The organism is Pseudomonas sp. R45(2017) (genome assembly GCF_002112305.1).
GTDB classification, from domain to species: domain Bacteria; phylum Pseudomonadota; class Gammaproteobacteria; order Pseudomonadales; family Pseudomonadaceae; genus Aquipseudomonas; species Aquipseudomonas paraglycinae.
The window spans coordinates 74,421-94,293 of the sequence record NZ_NEHH01000001.1; the positions used below are offsets into that span (position 1 = coordinate 74,421).

A 19,873-nucleotide genomic window follows, 5' to 3' on the forward strand; every position below is an offset into this window, starting at 1 on the left:
AACGCCATCAACGCAAACGAGAAAAAGTCATTAACGCAGGAATGCCACCACCTGATCGGCGCTGAACGGCCACCCCAGTTCCGCGCCGGTATCGACCCTGCGCAAGACCGGGATCCGCAGGCTGTAAGCCTCGAACCATGATTCATCGTCAGCAATATCCACCAGCTCCACCAGCAGACCATGCTCGACAAAAGGCATCAGTTCGGCCTCCGCGACTTCACACAAATGGCACCCCAGGGTGCCGAACAACTGGCATTCAGGAAGCATGTGCGCTCAACCCCAAAAATCGAGTGATCATTCTAGGCCTGCCCGCAAAGCCCGTCGACCCACCCACCGGGTTCGATCCCGTCCCTTGTAAAACCCTGATGTAAATCAGCCCACAAAATCGCCATTTACGCGATGCTCCGGTGTTTTTTACCTCTACGCTTGAAGAGCCTGACCTGTCCCGGAGTGCCTTGTGTTTGCCAATCTGCTGATCATTCTGGCGTCGTCCCTGGTGATGATTGCCCTGTTCCGTCGCCTGCGCCTGCCGCCTGTGCTGGGCTACCTGTGCGTGGGCTTGATGGTCGGGCCGAAGGCATTCGACTGGATCAATGAAAGCGAACATCTGCCGGATCTTGCCGAACTGGGCGTGGTGTTTCTGCTGTTTTCCCTGGGGCTGGAGTTCTCCCTGTCGAAAATGATTGCCCTGCGCCAGGTGGTTTTCCGACTGGGCAGCCAGCAGGTGCTGATCACCACATTCCTGCTGGGAGGCGTGCTGATGCTGTTGGGCATGCCTGCTACACCGGCCTTGCTGCTGGGCGCTGGCCTGTCGTTGTCATCCACTGCAATCGTAACCAAAGAGCTGGGCAGTCTCGGCGAAATCTTCAGCAGCCATGGCCAGAACGCGGTGGGTGTCCTGTTGTTCCAGGACGTGGTGGCCGTGTTGCTGCTAACGCTGGTGCCGGTGTTCGCCGGCAGCAGTGATCAGGCCTGGTACTGGACGTTGCCCCTGACCTTGTTGAAGACCGTATTGCTGTTTTTCGGTTTGTTGCTGGCCAGCCGCTGGCTGCTGCCCCGCCTGTTTCAAGAAGTCGCGGCATCCCGTTCCGCAGAGTTGTTCGTGCTGCTGGCGTTGGTGATCGTGTTACTGACGGCCTGGCTGACCCACCTGCTGGGTCTGTCTCCGGCCCTCGGCGCGTTCCTCGCGGGCATGCTGCTGGGCGAGAGCCATTACCGGCATCAGATCGAGGCCGACATCCGGCCGTTTCGCGACATTCTGCTGGGGCTGTTTTTCGTCAGCATCGGCATGCTGATTGACCTGCAGTTGTTCGCCAGCCACAGCCTGCTGATTATCGGCATGACCCTGGGTTTATTGGTGATCAAAGGGCTGGTGGTGGCGCTGCTGGTGAAATGGCGCGGCAGCGACAGTGAAACGGCCTGGCGCAGCGGTCTCGCCCTCGCCCAGGGCGGTGAATTCTGCTTCGCCCTGATGGCGCAGATGCAGCAGAGCCGGTTGCTCCCCGCCGAGATCGGCGCCCTGCTGCTCGCCGCCACCTTCTGCTCGATGCTGCTGACGCCCCTGCTGTTACGCGCCGCACCGCGAATCGCCGCCGCCCTGCACCGCAAACCCAATCAGGAAGCGCAGATCGAGGAAATCAGCGCCCTCAATGCCGGGTTCGACGGGCATGTGGTGATCTGTGGCTACGGCCGTGTCGGTCAGTCGATCGGACGCTTCATGCGCAATGCCGGGCAATCCTACGTCGCGCTGGACAACGATCCGGTGCGGATTCAGGAAGCCGCCACCGCCGAACGCGACGTCCACTACGGCGATTCAACCCGCGGGGATCTGCTCACCGCCGTCGGTTTGCTGCGCGCCAGGTTGCTGGTGATTGCCGTGGATCAGGCCGATGTGGCCTTGCGGGTTCTCAAGGAGGCCAGACGTCTCAACCCGACGGTGCCGATTCTGGTGCGCACCCGGGACGACAGCCAGTCGGCAGAGCTGAAGGCAGCCGGCGCCAGCGAAGTGGTGCCGGAACTGCTGGAGTCGAGCCTGATGCTCGGTTCCCATGCTCTGATCCTGCTGGGGTTTCCTGCGCACCGGGTGCAGGAGAAAGTCGATCAGGTGCGCATCGATCGCTATCGCCTGCTTCACGGCTTTTACCCCGGAACCGACGATGAAGAGACCTAGTCCTGGCTCACCGCGCCGATCTTGTGCAGCGACAGGTCAGCGCCGTAGTACTCCTGTTCCTGGCTCAGGCGCAGACCATGCAGCGCCTTGATCGAACCATAGACAGCGAAACCGCCGATCAGCGCCACCGCCACACCGAGGGCGGTGCCAATCAACTGACTGATCAGGCTGACGCCGCCGAGTCCGCCCAACGCGGTCGAGCCGAAGATCCCGCAGGCAATGCCGCCCCACACACCACACAGACCGTGCAACGGCCAGACACCCAGCACATCGTCGATGCGCCATTTGACCTGCGCCGCCGTGAAGCACCAGACAAACAGGGCGCCGGCAATCGCGCCGGTCACCAGAGCGCCGACCGGATGCATCAGGTCGGAACCGGCACACACCGCCACCAGCCCGGCAAGCGGGCCATTGTGCAGAAAACCCGGGTCGTTGCGCCCGACGATCAACGCCGCTACCGTGCCGCCGACCATGGCCATCAGCGAGTTGACTGCCACCAGTCCGCTGACCCCTTGCAGGGTCTGCGCGCTCATTACGTTGAAGCCAAACCAGCCGACGATCAGGATCCACGAACCCAACGCCAGAAAAGGAATGCTCGACGGCGCGAACGCCACCAGCCTGCCATCGCGATAGCGCCCGTTACGCGGCCCGAGCAGCAACACCGCCGCCAGCGCCAGCCAGCCGCCCATGGCATGCACTACCACCGAACCCGCGAAGTCATGGAAAGGGGCACCGAACTGCGCGGTCAGCCAGGCTTGCAGACCGTAGTTGCCGTTCCAGATCATGCCTTCGAAAAACGGGTAGATGAACGCTACGATCAGCGCCGTGGCGCACAGTTGCGGCACAAATCGCGCCCGTTCCGCGATACCGCCGGAGATGATTGCCGGGATCGCCGCCGCAAAGGTCAGCAGGAAGAAAAACTTCACCAGCCCATAACCATGATCGGCACTGAGCACCGCCGCCGGTTGCAGGAATGTCACTCCATACGAAAGCCAGTAGCCTATAAAGAAATAGGCCAGGGTCGAGACCGCAAAATCGCTGAGAATTTTCGACAGGGCGTTGACCTGGTTTTTCTGGCGAACCGTTCCGACCTCCAGAAACGCGAAACCGGCGTGCATGGCCAGTACCATGACCGCACCGATCAGAATGAACAACGTGTTGGAACTGTGAACCAGCGTGTCCACAGCGCTTTGCAGATTTTCCATGAGGAGGCAGACCCAAGGCAGAAAAAGGCACCAAAGCGGTTCATGCGCGCATTTCATGCACCAAGTTGCGACTGCACGATCACTCATCCGGTGGTCCGGTGAACCGCTTTGGCGCACAAGGTCGATGGGCTGACATGAACCTTCATCATCCGGGCCTTGCTCTGCCCGGCTTCACGCCCGGCAACAGCGCACTGTCACCGATCGACGCACCACGACACAGCAAAAGTTGTACCAGCCATTTGCACTGAACCTTCACACTTGGCTCATACTCGAACGCTTCAGAACACCGCTTCAGAACGCCACTTACGGAGATCCCCCATGGCCAGCATCAAGGCAAAGACTGCTCAAGAAATCCTGATGAACGACTTCCAGACTCTGGTCAGCGACACTGAGCGGTTGCTGGAACACACCGCCACGCTGGCCGGTGATCAGGCTGACGAGCTGCGCGAACAGATCCACGAAAGCCTGCTTCGCGCGCGGGAAACCCTGAAGCTGACCGAAGAAACCCTACGCGAGCGCGGTCAGGCGGCGGTCACCGCCACCGAGGATTATGTGTCGGCCAACCCTTGGCAATCGGTGGGCATCGCCGCCGGCGTCGGCTTTCTGATCGGCCTGCTGGCCACGCGGCGCTGATCATGTCGATCGGTGAATCCGGCCCGAATGCGGGCACCGCCTCTTCCACGCGTCGCCTGGGGGCTGCCGTTCTCGGTCTGCTGCACAGCCACGTCGAACTGTTCGGCATCGAACTGCAGGAACAGAAATCACGCACCGTCAGCCTGTTGCTGTTCGCCGGTCTGGCGCTGGTGTTTGCGCTGCTGTTGCTGGTCGGCCTGTCGACGCTTGTCCTGATCGTGTTCTGGGACACGTATCGCCTGGCCGCAATTATTGGTCTGTGCGTGTTCTACACCTTGGCGGCAATCTTTTGCGCGCTGCGTCTCAAAGCCGCGATCTTCGATGAATCCTCGCCCTTCCACGGCACGCTGGAAGAACTGGCCAATGATCGGGAGCGCCTGCTGCCATGAGCCTGCCTGAACTTCCGCACAACAGCTCACGCCGGGAAATGCGCAAGGCACTGATCCGCCTGCGCATGGAAATGCATCGACAGGAGATCCGCCATGAAACCGGCCAGGTCTTGCAACCTCTGCATCGTATGCGTGGCATGACGCAGAACCTGCAGGGCGGTTTCGGCATCAAGCACGCGCCGTTGTGGGGCGTGGCGGCTGTGACGCTGCTGGGTTTCATCACGGGTAAAGGGGCCAAAAGCGGTGGCGTCGGCGGCTTGACCCGACTGATCCGCCTGGGCACCAGCCTCGCTCCGCTGATCAAGCTGGTCATGCAGAGTTCAAGCAAGCGCTGATCCCCACGCATCTGGCTGCATTCTTGCAACACCGGCGGGATTGAATCTCTTATCCGGAGATTCAATCCCGCTTGCCTATCCGGCCGGCAAAATCTGACCAGAACAAGAACGACAAGGAGGCCCCGTGATCGACGGGCAACCGCTCGCCTGCTTTCAACCTTTCATCGATACCGCCACCGGACGCATTGCAGGCGTCGAGGCACTGGGTCGTCTGCGCCAGGCCGATGGCCAACTGGCATCGGTCGGACCGCTGTTCGCCGACCCGCGCACCCCGGCCATCGCGCTGCGCCGAATGGACCGGCAGATCCGCGACAACGCGCTGAGTCGACTGCACGAGGCGCCGCCGGACTGGTTTCTCAGCCTGAACATGTCACCGCGCTGGATCAGCCGCTTGCGTGCCGACCAAGCACTGCCCAGCCTGAAGCAACTCGCGCGGCACGGTATCGACCCGCAACGGATTGTTTTCGAGATCACTGAACTGGGCGGTAACAGCCAGCGCCTGACCGAAGTCGTGGCGCGCTATCGCGATGCCGGCGCCCGGATTGCCATCGATGATTTCGGCGCGGGGTATTCACAGCTTGATCGCGTGCTGGCGCTGCAACCGGACATTCTCAAACTCGACATGCGCCTGTTCCAGGCCGCCGCACTTGGCGGACCGAGCAGTGACGTGGTTAAGGCCCTCGCGCAAATGGCCGAAAAGACCGGCTGCTGGATCATCGCCGAAGGCGTGGAAACCGCAGCGCAACTGAATTTTGCGCTGGAGTGCGGATCGCGTTACGTGCAGGGATTTCTGTTCGCCCGGGCGCAGGAGGCGCTTTTCGGTACGAATGACTTCGTGGAGCGCTTTGCCGAGCTGCGCCAGTCTTACGTGCGTCAGAAGCTGGCCGAGCGCAGCAAGCTGATGTTCATGCGCCAGCAGCTCAGCGAACTCATGACCATCCTGCAAACCTGGGCCCAGGCCCGCGCGCCGCTCAGTGCACTGCCACAGCTCGACGCGTTCCCCTGGCTGCTGCGCTTTTACCAATGCGACCGTCACGGCACCCAGCTGACGCCGAACCTGGAGTGGCGACAAAGCGGCTGGGTGGCCGACAACCGCTACCTGGGCCACAACTGGTCGTGGCGCCCGTACTTCTATCACCTCCTGGCCGAAGGCTGGGAAGAACGGCGCCTGACCCTTTCCAACACCTATCGCGACGCCACCAGCAACCAGTATTGCCTGACCGCCGGACAGTTTTTCGATAACGGCGAGCGTCTGTTGCTGATCGACATCGATGCGGCGGGCTTGTAGTTGCGCTTGCAGATGCCAGCCTGAACCGGGAAGCTAGGGAATCAGTCACCAGACGGAGAGAATCAGCCTTGGATTGGCATACCCTGCTCAACCGCGAACGTCTCGGCAAACCATTGCACAGCCCGCAGGAACTTGGCCGCAGCCCGTTCCATAAAGACCATGACCGCATCATCTTCTCCGGCGCCTTCCGCCGCCTGGGGCGCAAGACCCAGGTGCATCCGGTGTCGAGCAACGACCATATTCATACGCGCCTGACCCACTCGCTGGAAGTCAGTTGCGTCGGCCGCTCGCTGGGCATGCGTGTCGGCGAGACCCTGCGCCGCGCCCTGCCTGAATGGTGCGAGCCGAGCGATCTGGGCATGGTGGTCCAGTCGGCCTGCCTGGCGCACGACATCGGCAACCCGCCGTTCGGCCATTCCGGCGAAGACGCGATCCGTCACTGGTTCCAGCAGGCTGCCGGGCGTGGCTGGCTGGATGCGATGAGCGACGCCGAGCGCGGTGACTTCCTGAACTTCGAAGGCAATGCGCAGGGCTTCCGGGTCCTCACGCAACTGGAGTATCACCAGTTCGACGGCGGCACCCGGCTGACCTACGCCACCCTCGGCACTTACCTGAAGTACCCGTGGACCGCCCGTCACGCCGACTCCCTCGGCTACAAAAAGCACAAGTTCGGTTGCTACCAAAGCGAGTTGCCGTTGCTGGAGCAGATCGCCCACAAGCTGGGTCTGCCGCAACTGGAAGAGCAGCGTTGGGCGCGCCATCCGCTGGTGTATCTGATGGAGGCGGCGGACGATATCTGCTACGCCTTGATCGATCTGGAAGATGGCCTGGAAATGGAGCTGCTGGAATACGCCGAAGTCGAGTCGCTGCTGCTCGGCCTGGTCGGCGATGATCTGCCGGAAACCTATCGCCAGCTCGGTCCCCAGGATTCGCGCCGGCGCAAACTGGCGATCCTGCGCGGCAAGGCCATCGAGCACCTGACCAACGCCGCTGCCCGGGCATTCGTCGAACAACAGGACGCGCTGCTGGCCGGTACGCTGCCGGGGGATCTGGTGGAACACATGCACGGACCGGCCAAACGCTGTGTGTTGAACGCCAAGGACATCGCCCGCAAGAAAATATTCCAGGACAAGCGCAAGACCCTGCATGAGATCGGCGCCTACACGACCCTGGAGATTCTGCTCAACGCCTTCTGCGGTGCTGCCCTGGAACAGCACAACGGCCGCACGCCGTCGTTCAAGAGCCGCCGGATTCTCGATCTGCTGGGCAATAATGCGCCGAACCCGCACGGCCCGCTGCATGCATCGTTCCTGCGCATGATCGACTTCATCGCCGGCATGACCGACAGCTACGCCAGTGACATGGCACTGGAAATGACCGGACGTTCCAGCCATTGACGCCTGCTTCCCGACCGATCTGCAATGGATTGGTCGGGAGGGCCGAAGATAATGTCTTAAATAAACAAAGAACAATCATCGAAGGTCTTTTCCCGATAAACTTTCTCTGCGCACTTAAACTTATATCAAGCCCCGTCACTGGACATCTCACGCATCTACCTACGGCAAACCTAGTTAACACGTAGTCTGATTCCTCTTTATTTGTAGGACTTATCCTAGATTGCCGCTAACACTCCGTCAGTTCATGCGACCGCTCATTCATCTGAGCTAAGGTGCGCCCTTTATTCGCGCTCGTATGGGATTTGATTATGAACTCCGTTTTTATTGTCGACGATCACCCGGTCATCCGCCTCGCCGTTCGAATGCTGCTGGAGCATGAAGGTTATAAAGTCGTCGGAGAAACCGATAACGGTGTCGATGCCATGCAGATGGTTCGCGAATGCATGCCCGACCTGATCATTCTCGACATCAGCATTCCCAAACTCGACGGTCTGGAGGTCCTGGCCCGCTTCAACTCCATGAGTTCGCCGTTCAAGACCCTGGTGCTGACCGCACAATGCCCGACCCTGTTCGGCATTCGCTGCATGCAGTCAGGTGCGTCGGGGTATGTATGCAAACAGGAAGACCTGAGTGAACTGGTCAGTGCAATCAAAGCCGTACTGTCCGGTTATAACTACTTTCCCAGCCAGGCCTTGAATCCGGTTCGTCACGATGATGTGCGCTATGTAGAACTTGAACTTTTCAAGTCCGTCAATGATCGGGAACTCATGGTCCTGCAACTATTTGCCCAAGGCCGCACCAACAAGGAAATTGCCAAAGGCATGTTTCTCAGCAATAAAACCGTCAGCACTTATAAAAAACGCCTGATGCAAAAACTCAAAGCCAAGTCCCTTGTAGAACTTATCGAAATGGCCAAACGTAACGCACTCGTGTGAGAGCCAACATGCCCAGTCGCTTAAAGAGTTTTCTGATTGCATTGAGTGCATGCCTGAGTCTCAGCGCGCCTGTCACAGTTGCATCGTCAACCTTCCAGGACCTTGCCCTGCTCGCGCGTTCGACCGACAGATCAATTCCGGTCCTGTTCGAGCCATCGCAAGAGGCGTGGCTGCACACTCGCAATGAGTTGATTCTGGGAGCATCCGCTCCGGACTACCCCCCTTTCGACATGACAACCAGCGGACACGACTACGAAGGTTTCACAGCGGACTACGCCGGGCTGGTGGGACAGGCGACGGGGCTACCGGTCAAGGTCAGGCGCTTCGCCTCGCGCGAGGCCGCGATCCGCGCATTGATCGAGGGCAGCATCGACATGCTCGGTACGTCCAACGGGTTCGAAGCGGAGAACGCCAACATCATGCTGTCCAGGCCCTACGCAGTCGATCAACCGGTCCTGGTCACACGCGAAGGCGAAACCCGCTCTCTGACCGAAGGCCTGGCCAGTCTGCGGCTGAGCATGCTCTATCACTACCTGCCGCTGGAGGAGGTCAAGGCGATGTATCCCAAAGCCCTCATCACCTCCTATCCGTCCTACCAGAACGCGATCAATGCCGTCGCGTTCGATCAGGCGGACGTGTTTCTCGGCGACACCATCTCCACTCACTACATGATCAGCAAGGGCTATCTGAACAACATCCGCATGGCCAACTTCGGCAAGCACGAAGCCCACGGCTTCAGCTTCGCCGTGCATCGCAACAATACGCAATTGACCGGCATCATCGACGCGGTGCTCAAGGCGGTTCCGGGCAGCGAGCGCGAAAACATCGCCAAACGCTGGAGTGTCGGCAGCGACACACTGCTCACCGACCAGAAGTTGCAACTGACCAAGCGTGAAGAACAATGGCTGAAAAGGAATCCGGTGGTAAGTGTCGTCGTCAACGAGGCCTTCGCACCGCTGACGTTCTTCGACAGTGATGGCAACTTTCGCGGCATCAGTGCCGACCTGCTCGAGCTTATTCGCCTGCGCACCGGTCTGCGATTCGAGATACGCCGCAGTCGCAGCGATGCCGAGATGATCAGGCAGATTGAAAATCACCAGGCCGACCTGATTGCCGCCCTGCTACCCACCGCTCAGCGCGAGGAAACCCTGACCTTCAGCCGTCCCTACCTGGAAAACTCCTACGTTCTGTTGACCCGAAAAGCGGCCGACAGCCCGACACACCTGGGCCAGCTCAAACGCAAACGTCTGGCGATCGCGCAGGGCAATCCGATGATCGAATACCTGCGCACCGAATTTCCACGTATCCAGCTGATCGAAACGCCGGACACCTTCAGCGCCGTAGCGTTGCTCGACGAAGGCCAGGTCGAGGGCGCAGTGAACTCGCTGGTCATCGCCAACTACTTCATCTCCTCCCGCATTTTCGAACAGCCACTGCAGATCACCACCACCATCGGCACACGTCAGGCGGCGTTCTCGCTGGCAACTGCCAGGGACAGCACGGAACTGGGCTCGATCATCGACAAGACCCTGATGAGCATCACCCCCGAAGAACTGGGCATCATCAATGGCCGCTGGCGGGGTTACTCAAGTGTTTCGCAAGGCACCTGGCGTCAATACCAGCGCTTTTTCTATCAGGCGATCGGCGGGGCCTGCCTGCTGTTGCTGCTGTCGCTGTTCTGGAATGCCTACATGCGCCGCCAGATCAATCAACGCAAGGCAGCCGAACGGGCGTTGAACGACCAGCTGGAGTTCATGGGTTCACTGGTCAACGGCACGCCCCATCCAATCTATGTGCGTGACCGACAGGGACTTCTGCAAAGCTGCAATGACAGCTATCTCCATGCGTTCAATGCCCGGCGTGAAGACGTCATCGGCAAAAGCGTGATGCAGGGTGCATTGAATAATGCTTTCGAGGCACAGACTTTTCAGGCCGACTACCAGCGGGTGGTGGCCGAGGGCAGGCCGCTGGTGCTCGACCGGCCGCTGCAGATCGGCAACCGGCGCCTGACGATCTATCACTGGATCCTGCCGTACCGGGACTCCAGTGGTGAAGTGCGGGGGATCATCGGCGGCTGGATCGACATCAGTGAGCGTCGCGAGCTGCTCGACGAACTGCGCTCGGCCAAGGAACGGGCGGACGATGCCAATCGCGCCAAAAGTACGTTCCTGGCGACCATGAGCCACGAGATCCGCACCCCGATGAACGCAGTGATCGGCATGCTCGAATTGACGCTCAAGCGCATGGATCAGGCTCACCCGGATCGCTCCGGAATCGAAACGGCCTACCATTCGGCCAAGGATCTGCTGGGCCTGATCGGCGACATACTGGACATTGCCCGCATCGAATCCGGGCGATTGAGCCTGCACCCCGAGCGAATCAACCTGATTGATACCATAGGCTCAGTGGTCAGGATCTTCGAAGGCCTCGCCCGACAGAAACAGCTCTCACTGGAAGTTAGCGTCACTCCTGCCGAATTGAATGTCGATGTGCACCTCGACCCCCTGCGCTTCAAGCAAGTGCTGTCGAACCTGATCAGCAATGCCATCAAGTTCACCGAAGAAGGACACATCAGGATCACGCTGGATGTTCTACCCACGAATGATCCCGAACGCTCGATGGTGCAGTTGACCGTACAGGACAGCGGCATCGGGATCACGACGCAGGATCAGTCGCGTCTGTTCGAACCCTTTGCCCAGGCCGGTAATGGCGGACAGAGAACCGTCAGCGGTGCAGGACTGGGATTGGTCATCAGCCGTAACCTGTGCGAGATGATGGGTGGAAAACTGCGGTTGAGCAGCCTGCCCGGAGTCGGCACCCAGGTCAGTCTGTCGCTGCCACTGACGATTTTTCCAGCGAGAGTGACAAAAGCTGAGGACGAGCCGCAAATTCACGCGTCTCTCACCCCGCTGACGGTTCTGGTGGTCGATGACCATCCGGCCAACCGGTTGCTGATGTGCCAGCAGCTGGAATACCTCGGCCATCGTTTCTGTATCGCCGAAGACGGCCTGCGCGGACTGGAAGAATGGAAGAGCGGTGAGTTTGATCTGGTCATCGCCGATTGCAACATGCCCGTCATGAACGGCTACGAGCTGACCCGCGCGATTCGTCAGCACGAAAAGCTGACCCACCGCCCGGCTTGCACCGTGTTGGGGTTCACCGCCAATGCCCAGCCCGAAGAGATCCTGCGCTGCAAGCAGGCAGGCATGAACGAATGCCTGTTCAAACCCCTGAGCCTCAACAGCCTGAGCCAATGGGTCAACAGCGTTCAGCCGCTGTTCCGCGCGCCGGCGTTCAACCTGCAGGGGCTCACACTGCTGACCGGCGGCAACCCTTCCCAGACTCACCGCCTGCTGGCAGAACTGCTCAACAGCAGCCGCGTTGACCGACAGGAATTGCAGGCACTGTCCCTTACTCGAGATCCCCCTGCGCTGGCCGTCATCGCCCACAAGATCAAGGGCGCAGCCCGAATTGCCCAGGCCTCGCGCCTGATCGACAGCTGCGATGCGCTTGAGCAGGCGTGCCTGCAAGCGCTGCCGGGGGATGAGATCGAGCGTCGCTGTCAGGCCAGCCGTCTCGCCATCCTGGAACTGGAGCAGGCACTGGAACAGCAACTCGCCCGGATCCACCAGAGCAAAGTGACCGGGGCTTAACTATGCTTGGACGCTGAGCAGTGTGCTTACCTATACGGAGAGTCCGCAATGCCCAGCCCACTGCGCCCGGAACAACGCCGGTTTCCGCTGCATGTGCACATCAGCGTCATGTTCACTTTTCTGCTGTTGCTCACCGGGGTGGTGCTGGGTCTGTTCAACTATCGGCAGACCACGCAGATCATCCTGTCAAGCAGCGAAAAACTGTTCAACCGCATCGAACAGGATGTGCGCCTTGATCTGCAGGCCACTTATGAACCGATTCGACACCTGCTGAGCTTGCTGGCGGACACCTCCGCCGCCCGCTCTTCCGGCCTCGAACCGCGTCTGGCGCTGCTCAAGCCGTTCAGCCAGTCACTGACGGACAACCCGGACCTGGCCTCGCTGTACCTGGGTTATGGCAACGGCGATTTTTTCATGGTCCGTCCTTTGCGCACGCCAGCGCTGAAAACCCTGCTCAAGGCACCGGACGCCGCGGCGTTTCAGGTCTGGAGCATCGAACACGACGCCAGCGGTCAGGCGCATTCGCAGTCGCTGTTCTTCGACCAGGCCCTGTCCCCGGTCGGCCGGCAGGACAATCCCGACGATCCTTATGATCCCCGCAGCCGGGCGTGGTACATCAACGCACGGCAGCAGACCGAACAGATCACCACCGAACCCTACGTCTTTTTCTCCACCCACAACGTCGGCACGACGCTGGCCCGGCGCAGCGGTGATGACGCGGTAATCGGCGCCGACCTGACCCTCGACGCGCTCTCCGCAACCCTGATCAAACACGTGGTGACACCGGCCACGGAAATCGTCCTGTTCGACGCCGACGGCAACGCCGTGGCCTATCCCGACAGCAGCCGGCTGATCGTCGATGACCGAACGGCGCGTCTGGCCAAGGCTGCCGACTTGAGCCCCGCCCTGCATGCCTTGTTGTCCGGTCACCAGGGCAACCGGCTCAAGGCCGACGGCCGGCAATGGATTGTCGCCCGCAGCCAGTTGCAGGAAGGCGGGCCGAAAGGTTTGCAGATGGCGTTGCTGGTGCCGGAGGACGAGTTGCTGGTCGATGCCTATCGCATGCGCTGGCAAGGCGCGCTGATCACCTTGGCCACCCTGCTGTTGTGCCTGCCGCTCGGGTGGCTGATCTCGCGAATTCTGGTCAAGCCGCTGCATGCGCTGGTCAAGGAAGCCGATGCGATCCGCAGCTTCGATTTCAATTTTCCCGTGACCCGTCGATCACCGGTGCTGGAGGTCGACCAGCTGAGTCTGTCGATGGCCCGCATGAAGGACACCCTGGCCAGCTTCTTTCGGATCACCGACAGCCTGACTGCTGAAACCCGCTTCGAACCGCTGCTGCAACGGGCGCTGTTCGAGACCGTGCAGATCGCCCAGGCTCAGGCGGGCCTGATTTATCTGCGCGAAAACGACGGCAATCGCATGGAGCCCTACGGGCTGGTGGTCGATGGCGCGTCCCAAGCTCTGGCCGCGTTCGATATTCAGGGGCGCAATCTTGACGCCACTCAAAGCCCCGAATGGTTCCGGCAACTGGCGAACGCCAACACGGTGGTGAGCAATCTGGGCTTCGAACAGGCCACCGATCTGCAGAAAGTGCTGCTGGCCATGAAGTCGCCAAGGGTGCACCTGATCGGTATCCGCCTGCATAACCGGCACAACGAGACCGTCGGCCTGCTGGTGCTGTTGATCAATGACAGCGGCACGGCGAGTGATCTGGAAAAGCTGCGGCCCGACCGCATTGCCTTCCTGCAAGCGGTGTCCGGGGCAGCGGCGGTGAGTATCGAAAGCCAGCGCCTGCAAGCCCGGCAGAAGCAACTGCTGGATGCGTTCATTCAACTGCTGGCCGGCGCCATCGATGCCAAGAGCCCTTATACCGGCGGGCATTGCCAGCGTGTGCCGGAGCTGACCCTGATGCTCGCCCACGCCGCCGCGGCCAGTCAGGCACCGGAATTCAGCGATTACCAGCCGAACGAAGACGAATGGGAGGCCCTGCACATCGCCGCCTGGCTGCACGATTGCGGCAAGGTCACGACCCCGGAATACGTGGTCGACAAAGCCACCAAACTGGAAACCCTGAACGATCGCCTGCATGAAATCCGCACCCGCTTCGAAGTGCTCAAGCGCGATGCCTGGGTCAGCTACTGGCAAGCCCTGGCCATGGGCGGCGAAGAGCGGCAACTGGCCGAGCTGCGCGACGCAACCCTGACAGCACTGGATGATGATTTTGCATTCGTCGCCCACTGCAATCTGGGCAGTGAAGCGATGGCCGAGGCCGACCTGCAACGCCTGCAAGGCATCGCGAAACGCCCATGGACGCGCACGCTGGATGATCGGCTGGGCCTGTCATGGGAAGAGAACCGGCGTCAGTCACGCACCCCGGCACCGACCTTGCCGGCCACCGAACCGTTGCTGGCAGACAAGCCCGAACATCTGCTGAAACGCGCCGAGGGCGAGCTCATTCCAGAGGACAATCCGTGGGGCTTCAAGCTCGACGTCCCGCCGTACAAATACAATCGCGGCGAGCTGTACAACCTGAGCATCCCCCGGGGCACCCTGACCCGCGAAGAACGCTACATCATCAACCACCACATGGTGCAGACGATCCTGATGCTCAGCCACCTGCCCTTCCCCGGGCATCTGAACAGCGTGGCGGAAATCGCCGGCGGGCATCACGAAAAGATGGACGGCACCGGTTATCCCAAGCGCCTGAAACGCGAAGACATGAGCCTGCCGGCGCGCATGATGGCGATTGCCGATATTTTCGAAGCCCTGACCGCCGCCGACCGCCCGTACAAAAAGGCCAAGTCCCTCAGTGAAGCGCTGGGGATCATGGCCACCATGTGCCGCGAGGCGCACATCGATGCGGAGTTGTTCGGGCTGTTCATCCGCGATGGCGTGTACTTGCAGTACGCCACGCGGTTTCTCGATCCACGGCAGATCGATGCCGTGGACCCAGCGGCCGTGCTGTTCAAGGCAGGCCTTACAGCGTGATCAGCAGTCGGTCAGACGCAGGAAGATCGCCGCCAGTTGTTCGATCCCGGCCTGATCGTCGGCACCGAAACGCGCGAGCTTCGGACTGTCGAGGTCGAGCACGCCGATCAGGCGACCGTCCTTGACCAATGGCACGACCAGCTCGCTGTTCGATGCGCTGTCGCAAGCGATATGGCCGGGGAACGCGTGAACGTCTTCAACCCGTTGCGTTTGCAAGCTGGCAGCCGCCGCGCCGCACACACCGCGTCCGAACGGAATGCGCACGCAGGCGATCTGGCCCTGGAACGGACCGAGCACCAGCTCTTCGTTGCGATTGAGGTAGAAACCGGCCCAGTTCAGGTCATCGAGCTGGTTGAACAGAAACGCCGAAAACTGCGCGGCGTTGGCGATGAAATCGCGCTCGTCCGCCAGCAGCGATTCCAGTTGCGCGGCCAACATGCCATAGCCTTCGAGGCCCTGGCCGCTCTGTTGCAAATCAATCATGCCTTGTGCTCCAACAATTTCAGTCCCACCCAGTAACGGGCGAATTGGTACGCGCAACGTCCGTTGCGGTTGCCACGGCCGGTTGCCCAGCGCACGGCGAGAATGTCCAGCTGTTCGTCGCGCTCCCAGCTCAGGCCGGCCTTGGCGGCCAACTGGCCGATCCAGTGCTCGACGACGTTGAGGAAATGTTCCTGGGTAAACGGATAGAACGACAGCCACAGGCCGAAACGATCCGACAGCGCGATCTTGTCTTCTACCGCCTCGCTCGGATGCAGCTCGCCATCGACGCGCTTCCAGTTTTCGTTGTCGCTTTCCTTTTCCGGCACCAGATGACGACGGTTGGAAGTGGCGTACAGCAACACGTTGTCAGGTGCCTGTTCGAGCGAGCCGTCCAGCACGCTTTTCAGCACGCGGTAGTCGCCTTCACCGGACTCGAACGACAAGTCGTCGCAGAACAGCACAAAGCGTTGCGGCAGCTTGGCGATCTGCTCCACCACCCGTGGCAGGTCCGCCAGGTGATCGCGCTCGATTTCGATCAAACGCAAACCGGCCTTGGCGTGTTCAGCCAACAGCGCCCGCACCAGCGACGATTTACCGGTACCGCGCGAACCCCACAGCAGCGCGTGGTTGGCCGGCATGCCGTCGAGAAATTGCTGAGTGTTGCGGCCCAGTTGCTCCAGCTGGCGGTCGACGCCGATCAGGTCCGACAAGCGCATGTCGAGGCTAACTTCCAGCGGCAGCAGATAACCGCTGCGACCGTCACGCTGCCAGCGTGCGGCGAGGCAGGTGCCCCAGTCGATGACCGGGCGTGGAGCCGGCAGCAGTGGTTCGATCCGCGCCAGAACCGACTCGGCGCGCTCAAGAAAAGCATTCAATCGGGAATCCACGTCTTCTCCTCGGGCTCGTTCACAGTGATGATGGCGGTGCAGCGACGACACACAGCGTTCGAAACCAGTCCCGGCCCTTGTTACAAGGCGCTTCGGGAACCCCGGAATCCATGCATGATCGACTATGCTTGAGCAGCGAAGGGAAACGGAAGTGGTTCAACACCCCATGGATATCAAATTCACCCACCGGCTGTCGTACAAACAGGCCCGGCTTACCGTGCTGGTCGGGTTCATTCTGGGCACGCTGCTCAGCCTGCTGCAAATCGGCATCGATTATGCCAGTGAAGACGCGTCCATCAACCGTGAAATCCTGTCTTTGCTGGAAATCAGCCACAACCCGGCCTCGCGCATCGCCTATAACATCGATGCCGAACTGGCGCAGGAACTGACCCTGGGCCTGCTGCGCTCGCCGGCGATCATTTCCGCACAACTGACCGACAACAATCAGACGGTGCTGGCCAACGTCAAACGCCCGGAGCTGCAAAGCGGCTACCGGATGATCAGCGACTTCCTGTTCGGCGCCAAACGCCAGTTCGAAGACCGCCTCTACCTCGATCACCTGCCCAACGAATCCCTCGGCACCTTGAAACTGGAAGTCGACACCTACGCGTTCGGCAGCCGCTTCCTGCGCCGGGCCGAGGTCACGCTGCTCAACGGGTTTGCCCGCAGCCTGATTCTCACCGGGATTCTGCTCGCGCTGTTCTACGTGATGCTGACCAAACCGCTGGTGCGGGTGATCCGCGAACTCAGCGGCCGCGACCCGCGCAGCGCCGAGCCGACGACCCTGGAATGTCCGGGCGGGCACGCCAACGACGAGATCGGCGTGCTGGTCAAGGTTGCCAACCAGCAGTTCGAAAACATCGCCACCGAAATCCAGCAGCGGCGCAATGCGGAAAACCGCCTCACCGACTACCTCGCGCAACTCGAAGACATCGTGTCGGCGCGTACCGCCGAGCTCAAGGCGATCAACGCGCGGCTCAGCCAGTCCAACCAGGAACTGGAAGTGGCCCGCAGCACGGCACTGGACATGGCCGAGGCACGCTCGGCGTTTCTCGCCAACATGAGCCACGAGATCCGCACCCCGCTCAACGGCCTGCTGGGGATGATCGCCCTGTCGCTCGACGGCCCGCTCAACGCCGAACAACAGCAACAACTGTCGATCGCCCACGACTCGGGCAAGGTATTGGTGGAGCTGCTCAACGATATTCTCGACCTGTCGAAATTCGATGCCGGGCAACTGGAGCTCGAACACATTCCATTCGATCTTGGCTCGCTGATCGAAGACACCGCCAACCTGCTGTCGCAGAACGCGGCGCCGAGTGTCGAACTGACCTGCCTGATCGATCCGTACTTTCCGGCGCTGGTGCTCGGCGATCCGACCCGGGTCAGGCAGATCGTCAGCAACCTGTTGTCCAACGCCCTGAAATTCACCCGCTTCGGTCGGGTCGATGTGCGCTTGTCCACCTGGAAAGACGGCGTCCGGATCGAAGTCTGCGACACCGGTATCGGCATCGCCCAGGAAGCGCAGGTGAAGATTTTCCAGCCGTTCACCCAGGCGGGTGCCGGCATCACCCGCCAGTACGGCGGCACCGGGTTGGGCCTGGCACTGACCTACAACCTGTGCGAAGCCATGCAGGGGCGCCTGACCATCAGTTCCGAAGTGGGTTTCGGTAGTCAGTTCTGCGCCGAACTGCCACTGCCCTGCCACACCCGAGCGGTGATTCCGCCACCGTTGCACGGCAAGGTGCTGGCAATCACCAACGCGGTCAGCGGGCTGGCGGAACTGCTGGAAAGTCTGCTGCCGGTCTGGGGACTGACCTACGAGCAGCGAACCCTCGACGACCCGCTGCTCGGTCTGTCCCCCGACGTCATCATCACCGACTGCCCGGAATGCCTGTTCGGCCTGCGCCCGGCGATGACGGCACCGATTCTGCTGGTGACTGCCTACGGCAGTTTCATGCCGGGTGAAGAAGCCGCCGCCCTCGCCCCGTTGCAGCAGCAGGCGCGACCGCTGGCTCGCAACGCGCTGTATCAGAATCTGCGCCGGACGCTGTTGCCGGATCTCACCACCATCGACCGCGCACGCCTCGAAAGCGTGCCGTCGCAGCGGCGCGGTCGGGTGCTGCTGGTGGAGGACAACCCGGTCAACCAGTTGGTGGCCAAGGGCATGCTGGGCAAACTCGGTTGCGACGTTGTAGTCGCCGCCCATGGCGTGGAAGCGCTGGATCAGCTGGAACACGACGAATTCGATCTGGTGCTGATGGACTGCAACATGCCGGTGATGGACGGCTACGAAGCCAGCCGCCAGATCCGTCAGAGCGGGCGCTGGCCGCATCTGCCGATTGTCGCCCTGACCGCCAACGCCATGTCCGAGGAGCGCGAACGTTGCCGGGCAGCGGGCATGAGCGACTATCTGGCCAAGCCGTTCCGTCGGGAAGAACTGGCGGCGCTGCTGGACCAGTGGATTCCGACTACGACAGTGCTTTGATCTGCCCCAGCAAGTGATCGAGACCGTCGCGCAAGTCATTGAGCCGGTCCAGATCCACCCCGCTGTCGCACAACAGCCGCGCCTTCAACGGCCCGACCTGTTCACGCAGCGCCTGCCCCTGCGGCGTGAGGCTCAGATGAACCTCGCGTTCGTCCCGGGCCGAGCGCTGACGCTGGACCAGTTGCAGTTGCTCCAGACGTTTGAGCAGCGGCGTCAGCGTGCCGGAATCCAGTGCCAGACGTTCACCCAGCGCCTTGACCGTCGGCTGCTCCGGCGCGGATTGCTGCCACTCCCACAACACCAGCATCGCCAGGTATTGCGGGTAGGTCAGGCCAAGCTGATCGAGCATCGGTTTGTAGGCACGGATCACCGCCCGCGATGCGGCATACAACTTGAAGCACAGCTGACTGTCGAGCTTCAGCGAATCGGCGGACAGGCTGTTCATTTGAGCAGGGCTTCGATCTCGCGGCTCAGATCCTGCGGCTTGGTGGCCGGGGCGAAGCGCTTGACCAACTGGCCGTCCTTGCCGATCAGGAACTTGGTGAAATTCCACTTGATGCCCTGAGAGCCCAGCACGCCTGGCGCGCGTTTCTTCAACTGCACGAACAGTGGATGCGCGCCGTTACCATTGACTTCGATCTTCTTGAACAGCGGGAAGCTGACACCGTAGTTCAGCTCGCAGAACTCGCTGATGGCGCCCTCGTTGCCCGGCTCCTGCTTGCCGAACTGATTGCACGGGAAGCCCAGCACCACCAGGCCCTGATCCTTGTAGGTCTGCCACAGTTCTTCAAGGCCTTTGTACTGCGGCGTGAAACCGCATTTGCTGGCGGTGTTGACCACCAGCACTGCCTTGCCGGCGAAATCGGCGAGGGTCTTCTGCTCGCCTTTGATGGTGGTGCACGGAATGTTCAGCAGGTTATCGCTCATGGTGCGCACTCTTGAAAAATGGGTAGACGGCAAAAATAGCGAGCAATTGAATTGTGTGCAATTTAATTATTCGAAAGGCGACCCATGGATCG

Annotated in this window: 16 protein-coding genes; 10 read left to right on the forward strand and 6 right to left on the reverse strand. The window is 60.9% G+C overall.

What is annotated here, in order from left to right; translation table 11 throughout:
• Nucleotides 1–30: 30 nt before the first annotated feature.
• Entirely contained in the window at nt 31–267 is a 237-nt protein-coding gene (locus tag CAF74_RS00340) for a glutaredoxin family protein (RefSeq protein WP_007955734.1), read from the reverse strand.
• Nucleotides 268–457: 190 nt separating this feature from the next.
• On the opposite strand from CAF74_RS00340, the gene CAF74_RS00345 reads away from it, so the two are divergent.
• Nucleotides 458–2,170 carry a monovalent cation:proton antiporter-2 (CPA2) family protein gene (locus tag CAF74_RS00345; RefSeq protein ID WP_085744954.1) on the forward strand — a complete coding sequence of 571 codons (1,713 nt, stop codon included), beginning with the start codon at nt 458–460 and terminating at the stop codon, nt 2,168–2,170.
• Here the strand turns inward: CAF74_RS00345 and CAF74_RS00350 are convergent.
• A complete protein-coding gene (locus CAF74_RS00350) occupies nt 2,167–3,375 on the reverse strand; it encodes an ammonium transporter (protein WP_085744955.1) in 1,209 nt (402 codons plus the stop codon). The genes CAF74_RS00345 and CAF74_RS00350 overlap by 4 nt on opposite strands.
• A gap of 318 nt (nt 3,376–3,693) precedes the next feature.
• On the opposite strand from CAF74_RS00350, the gene CAF74_RS00355 reads away from it, so the two are divergent.
• The 8 genes from CAF74_RS00355 (at nt 3,694) to CAF74_RS00390 (ending at nt 14,996) form a co-directional block, all read left to right on the forward strand.
• Nucleotides 3,694–4,008: a YqjD family protein gene (locus tag CAF74_RS00355; protein WP_085744956.1), complete on the forward strand. Its 315-nt coding sequence runs from the start codon at nt 3,694–3,696 to the stop codon at nt 4,006–4,008.
• Nucleotides 4,009–4,010: 2 nt separating this feature from the next.
• Nucleotides 4,011–4,397 (forward strand): phage holin family protein, encoded by a 387-nt coding sequence (locus CAF74_RS00360; protein ID WP_085744957.1) that lies wholly within the window; start codon nt 4,011–4,013, stop codon nt 4,395–4,397.
• On the forward strand, nt 4,394–4,732 hold the full coding sequence (locus CAF74_RS00365; RefSeq protein WP_085744958.1) for a hypothetical protein: 339 nt from the start codon (nt 4,394–4,396) through the stop codon (nt 4,730–4,732). The genes CAF74_RS00360 and CAF74_RS00365 overlap by 4 nt, the downstream gene beginning before the upstream one ends.
• 124 nt (nt 4,733–4,856) lie before the next feature.
• The gene (locus CAF74_RS00370) at nt 4,857–6,020 is read left to right on the forward strand and encodes an EAL domain-containing protein (RefSeq protein ID WP_085744959.1); all 1,164 of its coding nucleotides are present in this window, start codon (nt 4,857–4,859) and stop codon (nt 6,018–6,020) included.
• A gap of 68 nt (nt 6,021–6,088) precedes the next feature.
• Nucleotides 6,089–7,417 carry a deoxyguanosinetriphosphate triphosphohydrolase gene (locus CAF74_RS00375; protein WP_085744960.1) on the forward strand — a complete coding sequence of 443 codons (1,329 nt, stop codon included), beginning with the start codon at nt 6,089–6,091 and terminating at the stop codon, nt 7,415–7,417.
• A gap of 308 nt (nt 7,418–7,725) precedes the next feature.
• Entirely contained in the window at nt 7,726–8,352 is a 627-nt protein-coding gene (locus CAF74_RS00380; RefSeq protein WP_007955724.1) for a response regulator transcription factor, read from the forward strand.
• 8 nt (nt 8,353–8,360) lie between these two features.
• A complete protein-coding gene (locus CAF74_RS00385) occupies nt 8,361–12,005 on the forward strand; it encodes a transporter substrate-binding domain-containing protein (protein WP_085744961.1) in 3,645 nt (1,214 codons plus the stop codon).
• Between the two features lie 48 nt (nt 12,006–12,053).
• Entirely contained in the window at nt 12,054–14,996 is a 2,943-nt protein-coding gene (locus CAF74_RS00390; protein WP_085744962.1) for an HD domain-containing phosphohydrolase, read from the forward strand.
• Here the strand turns inward: CAF74_RS00390 and CAF74_RS00395 are convergent, their stop codons facing one another.
• Both CAF74_RS00395 and CAF74_RS00400 read right to left on the reverse strand, forming a co-directional pair.
• The gene (locus CAF74_RS00395) at nt 14,997–15,479 is read right to left on the reverse strand and encodes a GAF domain-containing protein (RefSeq protein WP_011335287.1); all 483 of its coding nucleotides are present in this window, start codon (nt 15,477–15,479) and stop codon (nt 14,997–14,999) included.
• Nucleotides 15,476–16,366: an ATP-binding protein gene (locus CAF74_RS00400; RefSeq protein ID WP_007955716.1), complete on the reverse strand. Its 891-nt coding sequence runs from the start codon at nt 16,364–16,366 to the stop codon at nt 15,476–15,478. The genes CAF74_RS00395 and CAF74_RS00400 overlap by 4 nt, the downstream gene beginning before the upstream one ends.
• A gap of 124 nt (nt 16,367–16,490) precedes the next feature.
• On the opposite strand from CAF74_RS00400, the gene CAF74_RS00405 reads away from it, so the two are divergent.
• Entirely contained in the window at nt 16,491–18,854 is a 2,364-nt protein-coding gene (locus CAF74_RS00405; protein WP_371857315.1) for a response regulator, read from the forward strand.
• Here CAF74_RS00405 and CAF74_RS00410 read toward each other — a convergent pair.
• Together CAF74_RS00410 and CAF74_RS00415 are read right to left on the reverse strand one after the other, a co-directional pair.
• On the reverse strand, nt 18,838–19,299 hold the full coding sequence (locus tag CAF74_RS00410) for a MarR family winged helix-turn-helix transcriptional regulator (protein WP_085744964.1): 462 nt from the start codon (nt 19,297–19,299) through the stop codon (nt 18,838–18,840). The genes CAF74_RS00405 and CAF74_RS00410 overlap by 17 nt on opposite strands.
• Nucleotides 19,296–19,781 carry a glutathione peroxidase gene (locus tag CAF74_RS00415; protein ID WP_085607138.1) on the reverse strand — a complete coding sequence of 162 codons (486 nt, stop codon included), beginning with the start codon at nt 19,779–19,781 and terminating at the stop codon, nt 19,296–19,298. The genes CAF74_RS00410 and CAF74_RS00415 overlap by 4 nt, the downstream gene beginning before the upstream one ends.
• Nucleotides 19,782–19,873 lie beyond the last annotated feature (92 nt).